Genomic DNA, 20,443 nt, shown 5'->3' with positions numbered 1-20,443 from the left:
GCCCGCGTCCCGCGCTCAGCTACAGCCAGGCGCGGGACGCGCTGCTGTTGGGGTCAGCGACCTGCCGTGCGCGACAGGAAGTCCGCCCACGCGCCAGGCGCGAAGGCGAGCTGCGGGCCCTGTATGTCCTTGGAGTCGCGGACGTGGATGGTGCCAGGGGTGGCCGCAACCTCGACGCAGTCGTTGTCGTTGCTGCCGCTGTAGCTGCTCTTGACCCAGTTCGGCGCGGAACCGTCTCCGGCGGAGGGCTTGAGCGTCATGTGATCTCTCCCAGCAGTTTCTCGATGAAGGCCAGCGACTCCCGTGGGCTGAGAGCCTGGGCGCGGATGATGCCATACCGCAGCTCAAGCACCTGGACTTCCTTGGGGTCGGAGACCACACGGGTGTTGAGCTGGGACTCGCAGTAGCCCACCGCCGTGCCGTCCCTGAGCTTCAGCACCTGGAGCTGACCTCCCATCCCCGCATGCTCTTCACGATCCAGCGGCATCACCTGGACCTCGACGTGCCGCAACCGACCGATCTCCAGCAGGTGTTCGAGCTGGCGGCGCAGCACCATTCTGCCCCCGAGCGGGCGTCGAAGCGTCGCCTCTTCCTGGACAAAGGTCAGTGTCGGGGTCGGCCTCCGCTTGAAGATCTCCTGTCGGGCCATGCGAGCAGCCACGTACCGTTCGAGGTCGTCCTCGGAGTGAGCCGGGCGCCTCATGTTGAACAGCGCTCGCGCGTACTCCTCCGTCTGCAACAGGCCATGGATGTTGTGGTTGTTGTAACCACCCATCTCAACGACTTCGGCCTCCAGCTTGGCCAGATCCCGCACCTTCTTCGGGTACCGGGCCTCCTCCACGTCCTTCTTCATCGCGGCGAGCTTGCCGCTCGCGCCCACGACCTCGTCCGCCTTGCCCAGGAAGTCCGGGTGCGGCAGCCGCTTGGCGCGCTCGACGGCCGAGACCATGCCCAGGCTGTAGCCGATGGCGTCGCCCAGCTCCTGCTGGGTCAGGCCCGCACCTTCTCGCCACAGCTTGATCTGGCGGCCGGCGGCCTTCACCACCGGCGCGTACTCGTCGTCCCAGTCGGGTTCCCAGGTCGTGCCGTCCGCGCCGTCCGTGGTGTGGATCCCGCGTGCCGCGCCGTTGTCGTCCACAGCCATGTGCACCAACCCCTCCGTGTTCGCCGTGCCCGTGTCCAACAGCGCCCGAAACGAAGCCGTCACGCCGTACAGGCCGCACAGTCGCGGCCCGCACCCGCACAGCCACTCCCCGTTCGAGCGCCGTCACCAAGAGTCACATTAGACACGGAGAGCCCGTTAACGCACTCATTCGGCGGAAAATCCCTCGAACAGGAAATTCCACTTCATACAGTCGTTCCGTCGGAGACGACGGGAGGGCGAAGCCCCGTTCAGAGGGTCACCGAGATGAGCCCAAAAGCCGCCAGTACTTGATCTCGGAGTCGGGTGATCACCGGCCGTCCAGTGGATGCCGGTTCCCGAAGCCTGACGAGCACCCGGAGATGGTGGTCGACTTCGTCCGCCGCACGGTGGAGCTGTCGGAGGGGACCGTGCCGTTGTGGGCGACGGGTCGGCCCGCTCCGCCACCGGGTCAGTCGGGCTCGATACCGAGTGGTCCAGCGGGATCGGCGTTCCGGATGCGTTCCTCGGTCCAGTACTCCCGGACCCGCTCCCTCTCCTCCTCGGGCACCCGGTGCTCGACGATGCGGCCGCTGGGATCACGGTGCGCGGTGTAGGCCGTCGCAGCGCCCGCGACGACTGCCCCGATGCCCACTGTCAGCAGAATCGCAACGCAAGCCTTCCGCAGGCTTCCATGCCTGCCGTTCCGACGTTCTCCCACGCCTGCCACTTTCGACATCCTCCGCTGGAGACCTTCGCGTGACCGTAACCGCACACTGCACGCCGAACGGGCTCGTGCACGGTAGGCGGTGAGACGTCGAGTTCTCGGTCGGCGATACGGCGCATCCGCGTCGAGCACGGCACCGGCGCCGTCGCCCGACACGTCACCGAACGCGACCCCGCCGCCCGCCGGAAGCACCGACGCCTCCGAGATCAACTGTTGCCGGCTTCCGGGTTCACTTCGACGAGGCCCCTGCCCGCCGCGCCGGTGGACTCGTCCACCAGCGCTTCGGACAGGGGCCTCGTCGGTCGGCGTCCCCTACCGGGTCACGCCCTTACGAGTAGTTCCAGCGCTGCCCGTCGGCGCGCTGCTTGCAGTAGATGATCCGGCCGGCGGAGTTGTGCGTCTGCATACCGAGGTGCTTGTTGGCGCAGAACTGGCCTGCCTGGTAGCAGTTGCCCGCCGGGGAGGTCAGTTCGCACTGGCCGTTCCACTGGGCGGTACCGCCGGAGCCGCCCGAACCACCCGAGCCGCCCGAGGAACCCGAACCTCCGGTGGAACCACTGGCGGCCGGAGGCGGCGGGGTGTAGTCGGGGTCGTTCTTGCGGTCCTTGTAGGTGCCCTTGCCCGACGGGCAGGAGCCGCCCTCGACCAGGGTCAGCTTCGCCTCGGTGTCCGGCTTGGCGTCCTTGCCCGCCGAGGGCGACTGGAAGCAGACCTTGTAGCCTTCCGGGTCCTCCTCCACGTCGGCGGCGGAGACGGAGACGTCCTTGTACGCCGACTCGACGTCGATGTCGTCCTCGTCGACCCCCACCTTGGCCAGCGCCTCGACGGCCTTGGCATAGACCTTGCCGGTGACGTCGGGAATCCGGGGCCAGGCGAGCGGGCCGCCGTCCTTCTTCGGGCAGAGAGCGCCCTCACGGACGGCCCCGTAGTCGACGGTGCCGTAGCCGATCTCCTCGAAACACACCTTCCATTTCCCGGAAGGCTCGGCGTCGCCCTTGTTGGCGTTGTGGACGGAGACCTCGTAACCGGCCTCCTCTGCGGCCTCCCTGGCCGCTTCGAGGGCCTCGCCCTTCTGGGAGGAGATCCTCTCCGGCTCCGCCGTCACGGTGGCGGTCGCCGTCGCCGTCACGGTGACGGTCTCCTTCGGTTCCGCCCCGGCGTCGGCGTCCGAGCAGGCCCCGAGCAGAAAGGCTCCGAAGACCCCGAAGGCGATGAACCTCCCGCGGATCGCGGCACGGCCCCCCGCCCGCTTTCCCCGCCCCGGAAGACTCCGGATCATCCGCCGGTCATGTACTTGCTGTCCGCGCGATATGTTCCGCGCAGCGTGAAACAACGTCATCCCGCCCCCCTGGCAGTGCCGTTCGTGCCGCGAATGCTAGCCGCGCGGGGCCGCCGGGGCGGGCGATACGCAAAACCGGTTCTCCGCCCGTGACGGGTGTCTGGGTCGAATGCCGCGCACAGCGGGGCGGGAAGGATCGCCCCTCACGCACCGGCCGCACAAGCCCGCACAAGAGCCGAACAGGATTCCCCTGAGCAGGCGTCAGGTATGGCCGGGGCGGATGCGGGCGGACACGCTGGGTGACGTGACTCCAGAGACCACCCGCACCGAGAGGCCCGCCCCGGCCCCCGCCTCCGCCCCCGCCCGGGAGCTCGCCGTGCTCCTGTCCTCGACCCGCCGGGGTGCCCGGCTGGCCCGGCTCCTGACCGTCGCGCACCTGGCCGACCAGGGGCTGCCCACCGAGGCGGCCGCGCAGATCACCGCCGAACTGGCGGGCAACGCCGTCCTGCACGGGCGCGTACCCGGCCGGGACTTCCGGCTGGGCCTGCGCGTCACCGGGAACGGCGGTGACGGCGGCGGCGTCACGCTGCGCATCGAGGTGTCCGACGCGCGCGGCGACCGCCTCCCGGCCGTGCCCGGCCCGTCGGCGTCCGAGGAGGCGGAGGGCGGGCGCGGGCTGCTGCTCGTCGAGGCGCTGGCCGACCGCTGGGGCGTGGAGAGCTGGCCGCCGCCGCGCAAGACGGTCTGGGCCGAACTCGACCTCCGCCCCTGATCCCGCCGCACGCACGTACCGCCCACGCACCACCATGGACACGCCCCCGATGACCAGTGAGACCGCCCGCGCCGCGCGCGGCTACGTGGAGGTGCGGCCGTGAGCGAGAGCAGTTGGCGCCGCCGTATGCGCGAGATGCACGCCGAGGACACCGAGCGGCTGCTGGACGACCTCGGCACGGATGACCGCAGTGATCTGGAGATCGAGGCGGACCACCGTGCCGGCCGACTGGCGGCCCTGCGGGAGATCGACCCTTCAGCAGGCCTCCGGGAGGAGCTGAGGCTGCGGCTCACCGGTCCCGAGGCTGATGCCGGGGCTCTGCGCTTCCAGTGGGGAGACGCCCTGCTGGACCCTTTGGAGAAAGCCGTCTCGAAGGCGGCGGGCACCCCCGTCGAGCTTGAGGTGACCGGGATCTCCCAGGGCAGCACGGTTGTTCACGCACGCCCTGTGGACGCCGCCCACTCCGAATCCGGCTCGGACACGCTGGGTCCCGTGGTGGCGTCGGCAGCCGATCAGGGGGTCCGGAGGTTCGCCCGCCTTCTCACCGCCTTGGAGGGGCAGCGGGACGTACGGGAATGGGCCGGACTGTTCGACTCGGTCGAGGCCCTCGCCAGATCACTCGACCGCTTCCGGCTGGACCTCGGGGTGACGTGGTACGCCGCCGATGGCGGAATCCGTCAGGCCGGTCTGACCCGTCGCGGCATCGAGTACGCCAAGCGGCTTCAGGAGACCAGGGACGAGGACCAGGAGATCGTCATCTCCGGCTATGTGACCGAACTCCGCGGCAGTGGCATGGTGAAGGTGAAGAGCGGCCAGGCGCACAACGCACCGGCCTACGAGGTGAGGATCGATCCGGAGCCGTTGATGGCCATGAGGCTCTCACTGGGCGACAACGTCCACCTTCGGGTGTGCTTCCGGCGGAAGCTGGACGCGGTGGGCCGCACCCGGACTTCGGAGTACCACTACCTGGGAACCGCGGCGGAGGAACTCCCCTTCACCACGGAGCAGTAACGGCATTTGCCGGAGTGGGCACACCGCCCCGGCCGTCGCCGTCCAACTCGGCGGCCGGCGAGGCGTCCAATGCCTTGGCCAGGCGGGTCAGCAGAGGCAGGGTCGGCACCAAGTCGCCCCCCTCGATGGTGGAGATCCGCTGCTGGGTCATTCCGGCACGTCTGGCCAATTCGGTCTGAGAGAAGCCGAGTTCGGTACGCCGGTCGTAGACCGCCTGGCCGAGCGCGAACGCGTGCCCGGCCTCGGTGTAGGCCGGGGACTCCTCGACCGCCTCGCCCAGGAGCCTCCTGGTCCGGCGGGTCCTCCACCGCGCGTGGTTCACAGTCCGTCCTCCTCGGTCCGGTCGCAGGTGTGCCCGGCGAGGCCCGTCCACCGGCTCGCGGGAAAGCACGTTCCGGTGGGTGGAGACCCGGCGGGGCACGGCGTCAGAAGCATCAAAGGACCGGAGAGAGAACCCCACCCAACCCAACCGGACCCCGTCACTCGTACGGGTGAGCCGAGGGGCCGGACCGGCGTGGCGGCTGACTCCCCGGCATAGGCTCGCCGCGACAGGCACCAGCGAGCCCTGCGGGACACCGCAGAGCACCACGCATCACCGCCGCCACCGCAGACATGCGACGGCCCCCGCCGGGACGGCCATCCCGGACGAGGGCCTGACCACCGAGGAAGTAGGAGCTTCCCGATGGCTGAGCCGCAGCCTAGCGCGCCGCCGCGCGCACCGTCCGCCGTTCCGGGCGGCGGCGTCGTCCACGTCACCGCCCGGCACACCGAGCGCTTCACGGTCGTCGGCAACCACCTCGCCCAGCACCGCGAGCTGTCGCTGACCGCGATCGGGCTGGGCGTCCACATCCAGTCGCTGCCCGACGGCGCGCGGGTGGACATCCGCACCCTCGCCGCCCGCTTCGCCGAGGGCGAGACGCGGATCGCGGCCGCCCTGCGCGAGCTGGAGGCGCACGGCTATCTGTCGCGCAAGCGGGAGCGGCTGCCGAGCGGGCGGGTGGTCACCCGCACGGTGTCCTACGACCACCCGGCGGCGGTACGGGCGGGGCAGGCCGAGCGGGTGCGGCCGTCCCGGCCGCGCTTCCAGCCGCCGCGACCGCCCGTACGCCTGCCGGAGCCCCGGTCGGCCCCCGCCGCCGAGCCGACGCCCGTGCCCGCGCCCGTGGCGGCACCGGCTCCCCCGCCCCCGCTGCCGCAGCCGCGCACCACCGGCAACCCGGTGCGCGAGCGGGCCGCCACCGCCGTCCTGGCCGAGCTGCGGCGCGACGACCCCCGCCTGCTGCTCTCCGAGCGGGACGTGACACGCCTGGCCCCCGCCGTGACGGCCTGGCTGGAACGCGGCGCGGCACCCGACGCCGTACGCCGCACCCTGGCCGCCGGTCTGCCCGCAGAGCCGCTGCGCCACCCCGCCGCGCTGCTCGCCCACCGCCTCACCGCGCTGCTGCCCCCGCACCTACCGGCCGCACCGCCTCCCGCGCCCCGGCCACCGCGCCCGGACCCGCTCCGGAACTGCGACGGCTGCGACCGCGCCTTCCGCTCCCCCGCCCCGGGCCTGTGCCGCGACTGCCGCGAGGCCCGGGCCGCCGCCCCACCACCCCTGGCCGCATGACCGCCTCGGCCGGCAGCCCGGCACGTCTCACACGCACTCCGAGGAGGACGACCGCGTGCAGCGCGGGTCACGGACGCCGCACCGGCACCAGAGGAGGCCCATGGGATCAAGGTCCGCACGAAGAAGCGATTCCCGGGTCATCTTCGCTGGCGGCCATGGGTGTACAGGACACGATCAGGCCATTCGTTTGTTGCGCCTGTTTCGAATGCTGCGAATAATGGAAGGGTGTCGAAGAAGGCCCCTGCCGGCATACACCCGCACCCGAGGGAGCCCCACATGAGCAAGACGGACATCCACCCCGTCCGCCTCCCCCCGGAGGAGACGGAAACAGCCAACCGAGCCCTGTCCCGGGTACGCAGCTACCTGGAGAGGCACCGTGACGTTCCGAGGATCGGCGTCACGGTCGAGGGGGAAGGAGCCGAGCCACTCACACTGCCGCGAGAAGCGGTCGAGCTACTGGCCACCACACTCGCCCACCTGGCAGCCGGCCGCAGCGTCTCCATCGTTCCGCAGAACGCGGAACTCACCACCCAACAGGCAGCCGATCTGCTCAACGTCTCCCGCCCCTTCCTCATCGGGCTCCTACAAGCCGGAGAGATCGAATACCGCAAGGTCGGCAAACACCGGAGGATTCCGGCCTCCTCCCTGATGGACTACAAGCGACAGGACGACGAACGCCGCCGTCAAGCCGCCGATGAGCTCACCCAACTGGGCCAAGAGATGGGACTGATCTGAAGCATGGCCTTCGTTGCCCTGTACGACGCCAACGTGCTGTACCCGAGCACCCTGCGTGATCTGCTCGTCTCCATAGCACAGGACGGCCTCGTGCAGGCCAAGTGGACCGATCGCATCCTCGATGAGACGTTCCGCAGCCTGAAGGCCAAGCGGCCCGACCTCGATCCCGTCCGGCTCGGCCGGACAAGGGAGGCCATGATGAGGGCCGTGCGTGACTGCATGGTCAAGGGTTACGAGCCCCTCATCGAGGCCCTCGAGCTCCCCGACCCGGATGACCGCCACGTCCTCGCGGCGGCCATCCGGGCCAAGGCCCAGCTCATCGTCACGTTCAACCTCAAGGACTTCCCCCGCGACGCTTTGTCGGCATGGGACGTGGAAGCCAAGCACCCGGACGCTTTCATCGAGGACCAGATCGACCTGGACCCTGCCGCCATGTACGCGGCGGTGCGCCGGATCGCGGACAGGTGGAGGAATCCGCCGGGGACCGTGGAGGACGTACTCGGATCGCTGGAGCGAGACGGCATGGTCGCCGCCGCCGCGGCTCTGCGGGCGCTCTGACCGAACCAGGAAGCCCTCCTGCCCGACCGCGCCCCTACGGCAGCGGCCACCCCTGCTCGTGGAGCACTGCTCGCCACCGGCCCCGGACGGGCCGCGCCCACACGGGCTCCACGACGAGGGCGTAGGTGATCAGACCGTCCACATGGTTGACGAGCCCGGCCATGGAGGCAAAGCCACGATGCTCCTGGTGGGGGCGGAGTCCGAACCTCTCGATGCCGTAAAGGTGGCTGCGGACACGGGTCTTGAAGTCTCCGGTGAGCCGCAGGGTGTCGCCGTCCACCAGTAGGCCTAGTACCGACTTTCGGGCGCCGGGCGGAACGATCTGCGTCTTTCGGCGGTTGGCCTCGAAGCCGTGGCCCTGGACGACATGAGTGAACTCCCTCAGCAGAACGATCGCGTCCGGGCGGGAGAAGGGAGCCGCACTGGAGAAGACCATGTCGTCCGAGTAACGGGTGTAGACCATGCGGTGCCGGGCAGCGACGAGGGCCAGGCGCTCGTCCATGGAACGGACGACGAGGTTGGCCAGTGCCCCGCTCGTCGGCGCTCCCTGGGGGAGGAAACCTCCGCTTCCTCTCAGGTAGTCCTCGATCGCAGGGTAGCGCTCCTTGCGGGCATCATCCGTGCCCCGTTCGTCGTCCCAGGTGCACAGCCGCGCCAGTTCGAAGGCCGGGAGCGGCTGGTAACCCTCCCTGCGGAACACCCCATAGACCTGCCGCTCCCCGACCGATCCAAAGAAGTCCCGGATGTCGATCTTGACCAGCCACCTCGCTCCGAGGTGCCGTCGCGCGCAGTCCACCACGGACCGGCCGCGCACATATGCGAAGGCGGCGGGATGCACCGGCAGACGGTCCAGGATTTCGTGCAGGATCCACCGCTGAACCTCCATGAGCCGCGAATCGGGCACCAGGAGTTCACGTGGACCCCGGCCCTTCCTGCCGGGAATACGGCACGGGGTGTAGCAGCGCTCCCCTCGCGCGACGAACTTTCTCAGCAACCACCGCTCCACACCGGTCCGGTGACCCAGGTGGCCAAGAGTGACGACCGCAGGCAGCCCCCGACGCTCGACGGCCGCTGCCTGTCTCAATGCGTGTTCCGCCGCGCATCGGGGGTGATTCGGCGGAACCCTGCGGAGATAGAGGTGAGGGGAGGGGATCGACATCTACCTTTGAGGTACTTGGGCGCAGCGTCGAGCGCAGTGCGCGCAAGCTCGTTCACGGACGCTGCCCATGGCATCGCCCGGATTTCCCGGACCCTGCAGGAGTCCGGCCGGGCCGGCCCCGACGGAGCCGGCAGCACTAGATGTCAACACCCCTCCCTAAGCCAGAGAGGGTAGTAGGGGTGGTCACCGCAGTACAGCCCCGCGTCCCGGCAGGAGTGGCAGCGACGCCGAACATCGTCCTCATCCTGGGCCGCAGCAGCCTCCCGTGCGCGTCGGGCCGCCCTGCGCTCCCTCCAGCCGGTGGGCTCTCCCAGCAGCACGCGCCCGGCATCCGTCAGATGCAACCGCGGTGTCAGCAGCCCGAGAGCAATCGCGTGTGCCGCCACCTCAGTACTCTCCAGGCGCCACCGGTCATAGCCGCTGACGCCCTCCACCAGTTCATGCAGAAGCTCGCGTACTGCCCGTGGTGAAGGCACCTGCGACGGAACGCCACCGCTACCTGACATGTGATGGTCCCTTCACGCGGACACGGGCAGACCAATGCGCCACGGAGTGATCCTGCCATCACATGGCGCTGTGGCCGGTACTCACATCCGGATGTGGAAACCTGTGACCCGCTCCATGCGGGCGGCGGTACCGCGGACCATCAGATCACCCTCCACAATCACCTCGTGATCTGCCTTGTGAGCAAGGGCGGCCCTGGCGTAGGCCTCCCTGTCGAGGGTCATCCGCACCCGGCGGATCCGGTCGCCCTCGCCGACCAAACAGCCCGCGATCGTCACCTCTCCCGACCGCTGCGGGGACTCCCGGTGCAAGCGGACCACTGTCCCCCGCACCATCACGCCCTTTCGGCCCAGTCTGGTCCGTAGATCCTTGGCACCCGCCTCCAGCGCGGACAGGAGGCGGCGGCCGACGGATACCGTTGGGGTGGCGTGCTCCACGGGGAACTCGGCAGACCAGGCGAAATCCAGTTTGTAGCCCTGGCGTTCCTCGCCCGCGATCTTCACCAGCGCCTCACAGAGGTTCGCCGAGAGCCCGGTGGGCGCGTAGTCCTCGAAGTCCACCAGCGAGTCCTGACGCACGGACTGCTCTGCGGCCCGGCGAGCGCACACCACACCCGTGTACAGACGACGGGAGACCAGACGCTCGAAGGGCTCCTGCGGTAACGCATCGGGCAGGGGCAGTTCGGGCTGGACGGGCGGCTCGGACAGCGGAGTGTGCGCGGCAATGACATAGCTGCCGACCCGTGTCTGGTCCAGGCGCACCGAGGCGACGTAGTCCTTGACCCGCTGCGGTTTCTGCGCCGGTTGGACCGGCTGGTGTTCTGTGGCCACTGTCGCGGCCGCTGCCGCCGTCATCAGGTCCCTCAGACCCGCAAGGGCCGGAACCAGGTCTACCAGTGGAGCCGTGCCGGAGGGGCCTGGTGGAGTGAGCGTCAGGTACTGCCAGTCGGCCGACGGCAGAGACATCTCCCGCAGGATTTCGGCGGGGCGGCGCCCCTCCACGGCGGACAGCGTCTCCAGGAGATCGGCGACCCTGCTCTGGTAGTCGCGGACCTGCCTCTCCAACGGCACCAGCACCTGGAACGGCGGGCCGTGGTCGTCGACCATACGCAGTTCCCACAGCTGTCCGCGACCGAAGTCCCGGGCGAATCTCCAGCCGCGTGCCCGCAGATACCCCAGAACGGCCTTCGGAGCCACTCCAGCGGCCTGCTCGAACTCGACGTCGGTGATCGCGGTCATGACCCCACCAGCGCTTCGCGGAAATCCTCGGCGAACAGACCGTGCAGCGCATCGACTGTCAGCAGGTTCGCCCGGGGCACGTCCACCGTGTACCTGCTGTGCTCAAGCCTTTCCGGCGGAAGCGGTTCGAGATCGTGGAAGGACGCCCAGTACGCGGCGTGGCGCATCAGCAGCGCATCGGGGGTGATGCGAACCCACTGGCTCGCATCCACCGGCGCGATGACGAGGAAGAGAAAGCGAGGGAGCTGCCACTCTCGCCCCGCGAGCCAGTTGAAGTTCTTGACCCTGAGCGGATAGCGCAGCTTTTCCGGGTCGCTGTTGGGGGCGGACCAGCACTTCACCTGGACCTCGATGGACGGGAACCTGCGGGTGCCGGCCCGGCCGGGGTAGCCGAGGCTCCAGTCGACACCCACCCGGTCACGGTCGCGCCGGGAGGCGTCCAGGTTGGCGGCAGCGGCCAGGGCCCGGACGAACTGCTCGCCGTAGTCACCCCGGTGGCCGCCGTCCCCCATGGGTAACTCCTCCAGAGCGTCACCCAGGGGGTACTGGTGTGGAAAGTTCACATTCGTTCCGTCGGTCATCCACTCCCCCGCATCTCCCCGTACACACACCGTGGCTCACGGTAGCGATCACTCGGGCCTCAAGGGAAGGGTCTGATCACCTCGTGTGCCGAAACCCCGCCCGCTGCCGGCGGCCGTCACTAGGGTGTGGCGGTGTGAGCCAGCACAGCGACACCTCCCCGCCCGCGGGCACCGGCGGCCGGCCGGTCCTGGCCGCGCCCACACCGCAGCGGATCAGGGACGAGCTGGCCGAGCTCGTCGTCACCGATCTGCTCGGCCCCATCGGGGGCGAGACCGAGGAGCTGCCCGGCAATCCGGCCGACCACTACATCATCGGGCGGCTCGCGCCGGGCGGCGCTGTCTCCGGCGGCGAAGTGACACCGTCCGGGCAGCTGATCGAGCCGGACGAGCTGGACGGGAACCCGGTGGCCGCGATCCCGGACACCGAGGAGGGCGACCACGACCCCGACGCGCCCAACGTGCCCAGCCTCCAGCCCTCCGCCCTGGGCCTGACCTTCCGCGTCGACGGCTCGGTGGACGAACTGCGGGTGCACTGTTCGTGGGCCCGCTACGAGCCCGGCCCCTCCCACGACCCGGAACAGGCGGGCAGGGTCTGGCACCGGCGGCCCTTCTCCGGCCCCGTGACGGTGAGGCTGCGGGAGGAAGGGCCCGTCGAGGCCGGGCCCGTGCTGCGCGGGGAGTTCCCCCGCGTCGTCGTCCGCGGCAGGGCCCGCAGGCACGACGGGGACTGGCTCGTCTCCCTCTTCCTCGTCAACGGACAGGATGGACAGAGCGGACCGGGCGGACCGGAGGGCGGCGGGCGTCCGAGTTCGCGCAACTGGCTCTTCCAGGCCCGGATGTCCGTCCGCGGCGCCCCGGGGACCGCCCCCTTCCTCCCCCGCCGCGCCGCCGACCGGCCCGGCGGTGACACCGCCGACCGGGCCGAGCGCCGGTCGCTGGCGATGGCCTACCGCTTCCACCCGGAGTTCGCCGTCGGGCACGGCACCGGGGTGCACGCGGAGACCGCGCCCGGCGATCCGCTGCGCGCCGAGGAGATCTCCACCGTCGCCGCCCCCTCCTACGAGATCCCGCACACCGACGTCCCGGACCCGCACTCGGAGCAGGACGCGGACCTCGCCGAACTGCGCGACCTCGTACTGGACATGAGGGAGCTGTGCGAGAAGGACGACCCCGCGGCGCTGCAGACCGCCCTGCGGCCCCTCGTCGAGGGATACCGGTCCTGGATCGCCCGCGCCGGGGAGAGGATCGCGGACCCCGGCGCCCGCCTCGACGGATACGGCGCGGAGGCCCGCGAGGCCCTGGAGCGCGCGGAGGAGGCCGCCGCGCGCATCGAGGAGGGCATAGCCCTCCTCGCGGAGGAGGCCGCGTTCGACGCCTTCCGGTTCGCCAACCGCGCCATGTGGCTGCAGCGCGTCCACACCCTCGCCGCCGCCGCCCGCCGCCGCGACCCCGGCCTCCCCCTGGACGCGGCCGTCGCGGCCGCGGACGTACCGGGGAACCGGAGCTGGCGGCCGTTCCAGCTCGCGTTCATCCTGCTCGGTCTGCCCTCACTGGCCGACCCCTCCCACCCGGACCGCGCCGACGGCGAGCGCGGCGACGTCGAGCGCGCACTGGCCGACCTGCTCTGGTTCCCCACCGGCGGCGGCAAGACCGAGGCCTACCTCGGCCTCACCGCCTTCACCCTGGCCGTCCGGCGGCGCATGCCCCGCCTCGGCGGCCTGGACGCCGAGCACGGCGTGGCCGTCCTGATGCGCTACACCCTGCGGCTGCTCACCATCCAGCAGTTCCAGCGCGCCGCCGCGCTGATCTGCGCCTGCGAGACGATCCGCCGCGCGGACCCGGACCACTGGGGAGCGAACCCCTTCCGCATCGGCCTGTGGGTCGGCGGCCGCGTCACACCCAACACCACCGACCAGGCCGAGGCCTGGCTCAAGGACCGCCGCAAGGACGGAGGGCGCGGCCTGCGGGGCCGGACCGGCTCCCCCCACCAGCTCACCAGCTGCCCCTGGTGCGGCACCGGGCTCGACGCCGGCCGGGACATCACCGTCGACCCCGCCCTCCGCCGCACCTTCGTCACCTGCCCCGACGTCTACCACTGCCCCTTCGGCGAGGGGGCCTTCGGCGCGGCACCGCAGGAGCGGGGGCTGCCCGTCCTCGTCGTGGACGAGGAGATCTACCGGCTGCCGCCGAGCCTGGTCATCGCCACCGTCGACAAGTTCGCCCAGCTCCCCTGGCGGGGCGAGACCCAGACCCTCTTCGGCCAGGTGGCGCGCCGCTGCACCCGGCACGGCTACGTCACCGCCGACACCGCGGACAGCGAGTGGGAGCGCGCCACCCACCCGGCCCGCGGCGGCCTCCCGGCGGCCCGCACCGTCGACGCGCCGCGCGTACGCCCCCCGGACCTGATCGTGCAGGACGAGCTGCACCTGATATCCGGCCCGCTCGGCTCCCTCGTCGGGCTGTACGAGGCCGCCGTCGACCGGCTCGCCACCTGGGAGGTCGAGCCGGGCCGCACGGTGAGGCCGAAGATCATCGCCTCCACCGCGACCGTCCGCCGCGCCCACCGGCAGATCAACGACCTCTTCAGACGCCGCACCGCGATCTTCCCGCCACCCGGGCTCGACGCCGACGACAACTTCTTCGCCCGCCGTCGGCCCACCTCGGCCAGGCCCGGCCGCCGCTACGTCGGCATCTGCGCACAGGGCGTGCGCACCAAGTCGGTCGCCATCCGCGTGTACGTCGCCCAGCTCGCCGCGGCCCAGCTCCTCCACGACCGCTACGGGCGCAACGAGATCACCGACCCGTACATGACCCTGGTCGGCTACTTCAACAGCCTGCGTGACCTCGGCGGCATGCGGCGCCTGGTGGAGGACGACATCTCCACCCGCCTGACCCGGACCGACCGGCGCGGCCTCGCCAGACGGCACGCCGACAACGTCGCCGAGCTGACCTCGCGCATGTCCTCGGACACCATCCCCGGCATCCTGGAGAAACTCGAACTGCCCTTCACCGACCGGCCCAAGGGGTCGCCCCGCCCCATCGACGTGCTGCTGGCCACCAACATGATCGCGGTGGGCGTGGACGTCTCCCGGCTCGGCGTGATGGTCGTCAGCAACCAGCCCAAGTCCACGGCCGAGTACATCCAGGCGACCAGCCGCGTCGGCCGGCGGGACCCCGGACTGGTCCTCACCCTCCTCAACTGGGCCCGGCCGCGCGACCTGTCGCACTACGAGACCTTCGAGTCCTTCCACGCCTCCGTCTACCAGCACGTGGAGGCCCTCTCCGTCACGCCCTTCGCCGACCGCGCCGTCGACCGGGGGCTCACCGGCGTACTGGCCTCCCTCGTCCGCGACCTGAAGCAGGAGTACAACGGCAACCGCGGCGCGCAGTCCTTCGACACCCGCGGAGAACTGGCCGACCACGTGGTGCGCCACCTCCAGCGCCGGGCCGAGGGAGTCACCGGCGAACGGCGGGTGGGCGGCAAGGTGCGCGACCACCTCGACCACCGCCTGGACCACTGGGAGCAGCGCCGCAGGGAGCCCGGCGCCGTCCTCGGCTACCGGAAGGCGCGGCGCCGGGGCGATGTGACCCCCCTGCTGCGGGAGCCGGACGGCACCCGCTGGCAGCTCATGACCTGCCCCACCTCGCTGCGCGAGGTCGAACCACCGGTCCGGCTGCTGTTCCTGGGCGACACCGGCCGGGACCACGCCGCGGAACCGCCCTTCACCCCCCGCCCGCAGGCCGGGGAACCGCACGACGCCCCCCGGGAGCAGCCGTGACCACACCGGCCAACGGGCCGCTGCGCGTGGGCGAGCTCCGCCCCAGCCAGTTGCTGCACACCTACGGCATCGGCTCGGTCACCGACCTGCCCAACCTCTCCACCATGGTCCTCGGCCTCGACCACTGGGAGCTGGAGAAGGCCACTCCGCTCACCGAGGACCGGCTGCTGGCCGCCGTACGCCGGCGCCTGGGCCCCCAGGTCGCCACGCTGCGCACCCCGCCCCACCTGCCCGAGACCACCAACCCCTTCGACGAGTGGGCCCGCGTCGGCGTCCCCGTCGCCCTCTTCCCGCGCTGGCTGCGCTGCTCCCGCGAGCGGTGCAACCGGCTGGCGCCCGCCTCCTCCGGCCTGTTCGAGCTGGTCGAGAACTTCTTCCACCCCGAGGAGACGCGCTACGTCCACAACTGCCACGGCCAGGGCCGCGGCAGGCCGACCGCGGTACCCGCCCGCTTCCTGCTCGCCTGCCCCGCCGGGCACCTGGACGACTTCCCCTGGATGTACTTCGTCCACCGCGGCGCGCCGCACCCGGACGACTGCATCCTCGAACTCCTCGAACGCGGCACCATGGGCGAGGCCGCCAACATCTTCGTCAGGTGCTCCTGCAAGGACGTCAAGGCACGCTCCCTGGCCGAGGCGATGGGCGCGCGAGGGGAGCGGGAACTGCCCGCGTGCCGGGGACACCACCCCCATCTGGGCACCTTCGAGGAGTGCGGCGAGAAGGCGCGCACCATCGCCCTCGGCGCCACCAACAGCTGGTTCGCCTCCCAGCTGAGGATCTTCAGCCTGCCCCGTGCCCAGGAGCCGCTGGTCCAGGCCGTACGCGAGCACTGGAGCCTGCTCTCCCTCCTGACGGCCGTCCCCGCCGACGCGGCGAAGACACTGCTGCCCACCCAGACGTGCTGGCCCGACCTGGAGCCCTACGGCGTCGACAGGGTGTGGGAGGCGGTCACCAGGGAGGCCGCGCACGTCGCCACCGGACAGCCGGGGCAGCCCGGACAGCCGGGGCAGCCGGGACAGTCCTCCGAGGAGGACGACTTCGACCTGGCCACCCCCGAGTGGCGGGCCTTCACCAAGCCCCACCCCTACGACCTGCCCGACTTCACCACCGAACGCGAACCGGTGCCCGCCGGAGCCTCGGGCTGGCTCCACCGGGTCGTCCTCGTCCACCGGCTGCGCGAGGTCGCCGCGCTCACCGGCTTCACCCGCATCGACGCCCCCGAGTGGCTGCCCCGGAGCGACGACCCCGCCCAGGAGCGGAGGCGGACCGCACCGATCTCCCGCGAGGCCCCGACCTGGGTGCCGTGCGCCGAACTGCGCGGCGAGGGCATATTCCTGGCCTTCGACGAGGAAAGAGTGGCCACCTGGGAGAAGGACCCCGCCGTCCTCGACCGGGAGAAGGTCCTGCGCGGCGCCCACCGCACATGGTGCCTGGCCCGCGGCATCGCCGAACCCCACTGGCCCGGCATCCGCTACGTCCTGCTGCACACCTTCGCCCACACCCTCATCCGGGAGCTGGCCCTGGAGTGCGGCTACGGGGCCTCCGGCATCGCCGAACGCGTCTACGCCCGCACCGGGGACGAGCCCATGGCGGGCGTCCTGCTCTACACCGCCGCGCCCGACAGCGAGGGCACCCTGGGCGGCCTGGTCTCACTCGGCCGACACGAGAGCCTGGGAGCCTCCATCGAACAGGCCCTGGCCGCCGCCCGGCTGTGCAGCTCCGACCCGATCTGCGCGGAACACGACCCGCGGGTCCACGGACGCCTCCACGGCGCGGCCTGCCACGCCTGCCTCTTCGCCGCGGAGACCTCCTGCGAACGGGGCAACCACTACCTGGACCGCTCCCTCCTGGTCGAGACCCTCACCGCAGGCCCCGGAGCCTTTCTCCCATGACGCCCGCCCTGGCCGGACTCCTCGCCGACCTCGCCGGGCGGCTCCCGCGGGACCGGACCCGCGACTGGGCCGGGAGGCTGGGCGGCGCCCGTGGCCCGGACGACCCGGCCCTCGACCGGTTCGCCGCGCGGCTCCCGACCGCGGGGCTCGCCCACCAACTGGCCCGCGTACGGCAGGCCTGGCGGGAGGAGGCCCCGGAACTCGCCGGGGCGGCCCTGGCCCTGGCGCTGGAGGCGTCCGCCGTCCAGTACGAGACCTGCCGTCCCGGCCGGCTGGTCGAACCGGTCGTCAGCGGCCCGGTGAGCCCGTCCGTACCGGTGCGGCTGACCAGCGGCGTGGCCGTCGACGTCATACGGTCCGCCCGGGAGACGCTGATCGTCGCCAGCTTCGCCGCGTACGGGGTCGGGGACGTCGTGGAAGAACTGCGACGGGCCGTGCGGCGGGGCGTCATGGTCGATCTGCTGCTGGAGGAGTCCACGGCGGCCGTCCGGGCCTTCGCGCCGCTCCACGGGCACGTCCGGGTCTGGCACCGGACGGACGGCACCCTCCACGCGAAGGCGGTCGTCGCCGACCGGCACACCGCCCTGCTCGGCAGCGCGAACCTCACCGACCGGGCCCTGCGCGACAACATCGAGATCGGTGTGATCGTCCGTGACCCGGAGGCCGTGGGCCGGATCGCCGACCATCTCCGCTGGCTCGTCCGCCCCGGCGAAGGCCCCCTCCGGCCAGCCCGCACCGACGGCGTCTGACGGCCCCGTCCGCGCCGCCGCTCCCGCCGTCGTGTGCGGCACGGGTCGGCTTTCGGGTTTCCGCCGGCGGGCCGGAAGTGTCATTCCGCGACCGGACGGCTCCGCGCCGCCCGCCGGTGGGCGCCGAGATTGTCCCGGGCCCACATGAATGCCGTCAGCAGCATGGTGATCACCATCATGAGCCCGATGAGGATCATCAGGCCGCACACGATCCTGTCGTTCGCCGTGGAGTGGACGGTCGCCGTCCCCCCGGGGCGCTCCGGAAGGTAGCGCACACGGACCGTGTCGCCGACAGCCTTGTCACCGGTGGTCCAGAACCGGTGGGACGTACCGTCGGCCGTGGTGAAACGCACCTTGATCCTCTCGGTGGTGCCGCCCTGCGGAGACGATCTCACCTCGTCCTTCGCCAGGACGGTCCCGTCGACCGACCGACCGCGCTCGGCGATCGCGGAGACGTCGCGCAGCCCGTCGATCCCCTTGAGGACGGCCCAGCACCCGATGACGGCGCAGAGCACCACCACGACCGCTCCGGCCACCGTCTTCCCCGTGACACGCACCCGTGTACCGGCCCGGCGCGACCGCCCCCGCGCGCTCACCGGCTCCCGCCCGTCCAACGGATCACAGCCCCTCCCGGACCTCGCACCAGGCCGCCTCCTCCGGTGCTCCTCCGAGGCGTTATCCCCGTCGTACGCCCCTTCACCCAGGAGACCCGGTACTCGTTCGCGGCTTACGGCACCGCCTCCGGCAGGGACCTCACCTCACCGTGTGCTTGCAGCCCAGGACGTCCTTGCCGTCCTGGTTGTCGTCGACCTTCTCCCCGTCGACGGTGATGGTGCAGGAGGCGGGCCTGAGCATGCCGTCGTCGCCCGGGACCGAGCCGGGTACGACCGACACCAGGACGCCGACCTTCTGCTCGGCCTTGGTCAGGGAGAGCTCGACCGTCTTCTTCCACGGGAGCGTGACCTGCTCGGTCCCGTTCCCGCCCGCGACATAGGCGATCTGCGTCTTTCCGGTGCCCTGGACCTCAAGGGTCACCTCGCGCACCACCTCGCCGCCCTTGTCCGCGCCACCGCCGCCCGCGCCGCCGCCCGGCTCCTCGTTCCCGGAGGCCGACGGGGCGGGCTTCCCCTCGGCTCCCCCGTCGTCCCCGCCGCCGCATCCCGTCAGCAGCACACCGGAGACGATCAGAGCCAGTCCTGCGGTCGCCCTGCGCACACCCACTCCCCCTCGCGGATCGAGAACCGCCCGGGACGTCTCCCGGACGGCGCCGACGATCCTAGTCGGCCGGACCTGCCGGGCGGCCTTTGGGGGCAGCCCCGTTCACCGGCCGGAGCAGCCGTGGGGGCCGCCGGACACAGCCGCCGGGCAACGGAAAGGGCCCGTACGACTCGCGTCGTACGGGCCCTTTCGCCGACCGAGAGGTCAGCGGTGCCTCAAGAGGCGGACCGGGTCACTTGACGATCTTGGTGACCTGGCCGGCGCCCACGGTCCGGCCACCCTCGCGGATGGCGAACTTCAGGCCCTCCTCCATGGCGACCGGCTGGATGAGCTCGACCTTCATCTCGGTGTTGTCGCCCGGCATGACCATCTCGGTGCCCTCGGGGAGGGTCACCACGCCGGTCACGTCCGTGGTACGGAAGTAGAACTGCGGACGGTAGTTGTTGAAGAACGGGGTGTGGCGGCCACCCTCGTCCTTCGACAGGATGTAGGCCTGGGCCTCGAACTCGGTGTGCGGGGTGACCGAACCCGGCTTGATGATGACCTGGCCGCGCTCGACGTCCTCGCGCTTGATGCCGCGGAGCAGCAGACCGACGTTCTCACCGGCCTGGCCCTCGTCGAGCAGCTTGCGGAACATCTCGATGCCGGTGACCGTGGTGGAGGTCTTCTCCGGCTTGATGCCGATGATGTCGACGTTCTCGTTGACCTTCAGGACACCGCGCTCGATACGGCCGGTGACGACCGTACCGCGACCGGTGATCGTGAAGACGTCCTCGATCGGCATCAGGAACGGCTTCTCGACGTCACGCTCGGGCTCGGGGATGGACTCGTCCACGGCCTTCATCAGGTCGAGGACGGACTGGGCCCACTGCTCGTCGCCCTCGAGCGCCTTCAGCGCCGAGACGCGGACGACCGGAACCTCGTCACCCGGGAACTCGTACTCGGAGAGCAGCTCACGGACCTCGAGCTCGACGAGCTCCATGATCTCCTCGTCGTCCACCATGTCGGCCTTGTTCAGGGCGACGACGATGTACGGAACGCCGACCTGGCGGGCCAGGAGCACGTGCTCCTTGGTCTGCGGCATCGGGCCGTCGGTGGCGGCGACCACGAGGATGGCGCCGTCCATCTGGGCGGCACCGGTGATCATGTTCTTGATGTAGTCCGCGTGACCCGGGCAGTCGACGTGGGCGTAGTGACGGGACTCCGTCTGGTACTCGACGTGCGCGATGGAGATGGTGATACCGCGCTGGCGCTCCTCGGGAGCCTTGTCGATGTTCTCGAACGCCGAGGCCTCGTTCACGTCCGGGTAGGCGTCGTGCAGCACCTTGGTGATCGCCGCGGTAAGAGTGGTCTTACCGTGGTCGATGTGACCGATGGTGCCGATGTTGACGTGCGGCTTAGTCCGCTCGAACTTCGCCTTCGCCACTGGGGTCCTCCTGTGGACTGGTGCTGTACTCCCCCGCGCTCTGCGGAGGGGTTCAGGTGGTCGTGCCGAACCGGTCAGGACCCCTG

At 70.9% G+C, this 20,443-nt stretch carries 19 protein-coding genes; 8 read left to right on the top strand and 11 right to left on the bottom strand.

Annotated elements, in window-relative coordinates; all coding sequences use genetic code 11:
• Window positions 1-53: 53 nt before the first annotated feature.
• From ACW69E_RS09595 to ACW69E_RS09580, 4 genes are all read right to left on the bottom strand, one after another.
• A complete protein-coding gene (locus tag ACW69E_RS09595; RefSeq protein WP_457497740.1) occupies window positions 54-260 on the bottom strand; it encodes a DUF397 domain-containing protein in 207 nt (68 codons plus the stop codon).
• Complete coding sequence (locus ACW69E_RS09590) at window positions 257-1,144, bottom strand: helix-turn-helix domain-containing protein (RefSeq protein ID WP_457497739.1); 888 nt, start codon at window positions 1,142-1,144, stop codon at window positions 257-259. Before ACW69E_RS09590 ends, ACW69E_RS09595 begins: the two co-directional genes overlap by 4 nt.
• 448 nt (window positions 1,145-1,592) lie before the next feature.
• Entirely contained in the window at window positions 1,593-1,775 is a 183-nt protein-coding gene (locus ACW69E_RS09585) for a hypothetical protein (protein WP_457497738.1), read from the bottom strand.
• Window positions 1,776-2,175: 400 nt separating this feature from the next.
• A complete protein-coding gene (locus ACW69E_RS09580; RefSeq protein WP_457497737.1) occupies window positions 2,176-2,976 on the bottom strand; it encodes a PASTA domain-containing protein in 801 nt (266 codons plus the stop codon).
• 454 nt (window positions 2,977-3,430) lie between these two features.
• On the opposite strand from ACW69E_RS09580, the gene ACW69E_RS09575 reads away from it, so the two are divergent.
• Window positions 3,431-3,898, top strand: a complete 468-nt coding sequence (locus ACW69E_RS09575; RefSeq protein ID WP_457497736.1) for an ATP-binding protein — start codon at window positions 3,431-3,433, stop codon at window positions 3,896-3,898.
• A gap of 99 nt (window positions 3,899-3,997) precedes the next feature.
• The gene (locus tag ACW69E_RS09570; RefSeq protein ID WP_457497735.1) at window positions 3,998-4,909 is read left to right on the top strand and encodes a hypothetical protein; all 912 of its coding nucleotides are present in this window, start codon (window positions 3,998-4,000) and stop codon (window positions 4,907-4,909) included.
• On the opposite strand, the gene ACW69E_RS09565 is transcribed toward ACW69E_RS09570, so the two are convergent.
• Window positions 4,893-5,231, bottom strand: a complete 339-nt coding sequence (locus ACW69E_RS09565; protein WP_457497734.1) for a helix-turn-helix domain-containing protein — start codon at window positions 5,229-5,231, stop codon at window positions 4,893-4,895. The two genes, ACW69E_RS09570 and ACW69E_RS09565, sit on opposite strands and share 17 nt — an antisense overlap.
• Before the next feature lie 360 nt (window positions 5,232-5,591).
• Here ACW69E_RS09565 and ACW69E_RS09560 point away from each other — a divergent pair, with 360 nt between their 5' ends.
• The 3 genes from ACW69E_RS09560 to ACW69E_RS09550 all read left to right on the top strand — a co-directional run bounded on the left by ACW69E_RS09560 (window position 5,592) and on the right by ACW69E_RS09550 (window position 7,811).
• Window positions 5,592-6,518: a helix-turn-helix domain-containing protein gene (locus ACW69E_RS09560; RefSeq protein WP_457497733.1), complete on the top strand. Its 927-nt coding sequence runs from the start codon at window positions 5,592-5,594 to the stop codon at window positions 6,516-6,518.
• Between the two features lie 276 nt (window positions 6,519-6,794).
• Entirely contained in the window at window positions 6,795-7,253 is a 459-nt protein-coding gene (locus ACW69E_RS09555) for a helix-turn-helix domain-containing protein (RefSeq protein ID WP_093851472.1), read from the top strand.
• A gap of 3 nt (window positions 7,254-7,256) precedes the next feature.
• The gene (locus ACW69E_RS09550) at window positions 7,257-7,811 is read left to right on the top strand and encodes a PIN domain-containing protein (RefSeq protein WP_457497732.1); all 555 of its coding nucleotides are present in this window, start codon (window positions 7,257-7,259) and stop codon (window positions 7,809-7,811) included.
• Between the two features lie 34 nt (window positions 7,812-7,845).
• Here ACW69E_RS09550 and ACW69E_RS09545 read toward each other — a convergent pair whose 3' ends face one another.
• The 3 genes from ACW69E_RS09545 to ACW69E_RS09535 form a co-directional block, all read right to left on the bottom strand.
• Window positions 7,846-8,697, bottom strand: a complete 852-nt coding sequence (locus ACW69E_RS09545; protein WP_457497731.1) for a reverse transcriptase family protein — start codon at window positions 8,695-8,697, stop codon at window positions 7,846-7,848.
• Window positions 8,698-9,557: 860 nt separating this feature from the next.
• On the bottom strand, window positions 9,558-10,712 hold the full coding sequence (locus ACW69E_RS09540; RefSeq protein WP_457497730.1) for a hypothetical protein: 1,155 nt from the start codon (window positions 10,710-10,712) through the stop codon (window positions 9,558-9,560).
• Window positions 10,709-11,293, bottom strand: a complete 585-nt coding sequence (locus ACW69E_RS09535) for a DUF4365 domain-containing protein (RefSeq protein WP_457497729.1) — start codon at window positions 11,291-11,293, stop codon at window positions 10,709-10,711. The genes ACW69E_RS09540 and ACW69E_RS09535 overlap by 4 nt, the downstream gene beginning before the upstream one ends.
• A 134-nt stretch (window positions 11,294-11,427) precedes the next feature.
• Here ACW69E_RS09535 and drmA point away from each other — a divergent pair, with 134 nt between their 5' ends.
• From drmA to drmC, 3 genes are read left to right on the top strand one after another with little or no spacing between them, the layout of a single operon-like run.
• Window positions 11,428-15,072 (top strand): DISARM system helicase DrmA, encoded by a 3,645-nt coding sequence (drmA, locus tag ACW69E_RS09530; protein ID WP_457497728.1) that lies wholly within the window; start codon window positions 11,428-11,430, stop codon window positions 15,070-15,072.
• Complete coding sequence (gene drmB, locus ACW69E_RS09525) at window positions 15,069-16,964, top strand: DrmB family protein (RefSeq protein ID WP_457497727.1); 1,896 nt, start codon at window positions 15,069-15,071, stop codon at window positions 16,962-16,964. Before drmA ends, drmB begins: the two co-directional genes overlap by 4 nt.
• Window positions 16,961-17,713, top strand: coding sequence for a DISARM system phospholipase D-like protein DrmC (drmC, locus tag ACW69E_RS09520; RefSeq protein WP_457497726.1), 753 nt, complete (start codon window positions 16,961-16,963; stop codon window positions 17,711-17,713). Before drmB ends, drmC begins: the two co-directional genes overlap by 4 nt.
• Before the next feature lie 80 nt (window positions 17,714-17,793).
• Here the strand turns inward: drmC and ACW69E_RS09515 are convergent, their stop codons facing one another.
• The 3 genes from ACW69E_RS09515 to tuf all read right to left on the bottom strand — a co-directional run bounded on the left by ACW69E_RS09515 (window position 17,794) and on the right by tuf (window position 20,357).
• Complete coding sequence (locus tag ACW69E_RS09515; RefSeq protein ID WP_457497725.1) at window positions 17,794-18,270, bottom strand: DUF3592 domain-containing protein; 477 nt, start codon at window positions 18,268-18,270, stop codon at window positions 17,794-17,796.
• A gap of 196 nt (window positions 18,271-18,466) precedes the next feature.
• Complete coding sequence (locus tag ACW69E_RS09510) at window positions 18,467-18,928, bottom strand: hypothetical protein (protein WP_457497724.1); 462 nt, start codon at window positions 18,926-18,928, stop codon at window positions 18,467-18,469.
• 235 nt (window positions 18,929-19,163) lie between these two features.
• The gene (gene tuf, locus ACW69E_RS09505) at window positions 19,164-20,357 is read right to left on the bottom strand and encodes an elongation factor Tu (RefSeq protein WP_237878697.1); all 1,194 of its coding nucleotides are present in this window, start codon (window positions 20,355-20,357) and stop codon (window positions 19,164-19,166) included.
• Between the last annotated feature and the right edge of the window lie 86 nt (window positions 20,358-20,443).

This window comes from Streptomyces sp. SS8, assembly GCF_054072955.1.
The sequence above is the reverse complement of the archived record's forward strand: the minus strand, read 5'-3'. Positions and strand labels throughout refer to the sequence as shown.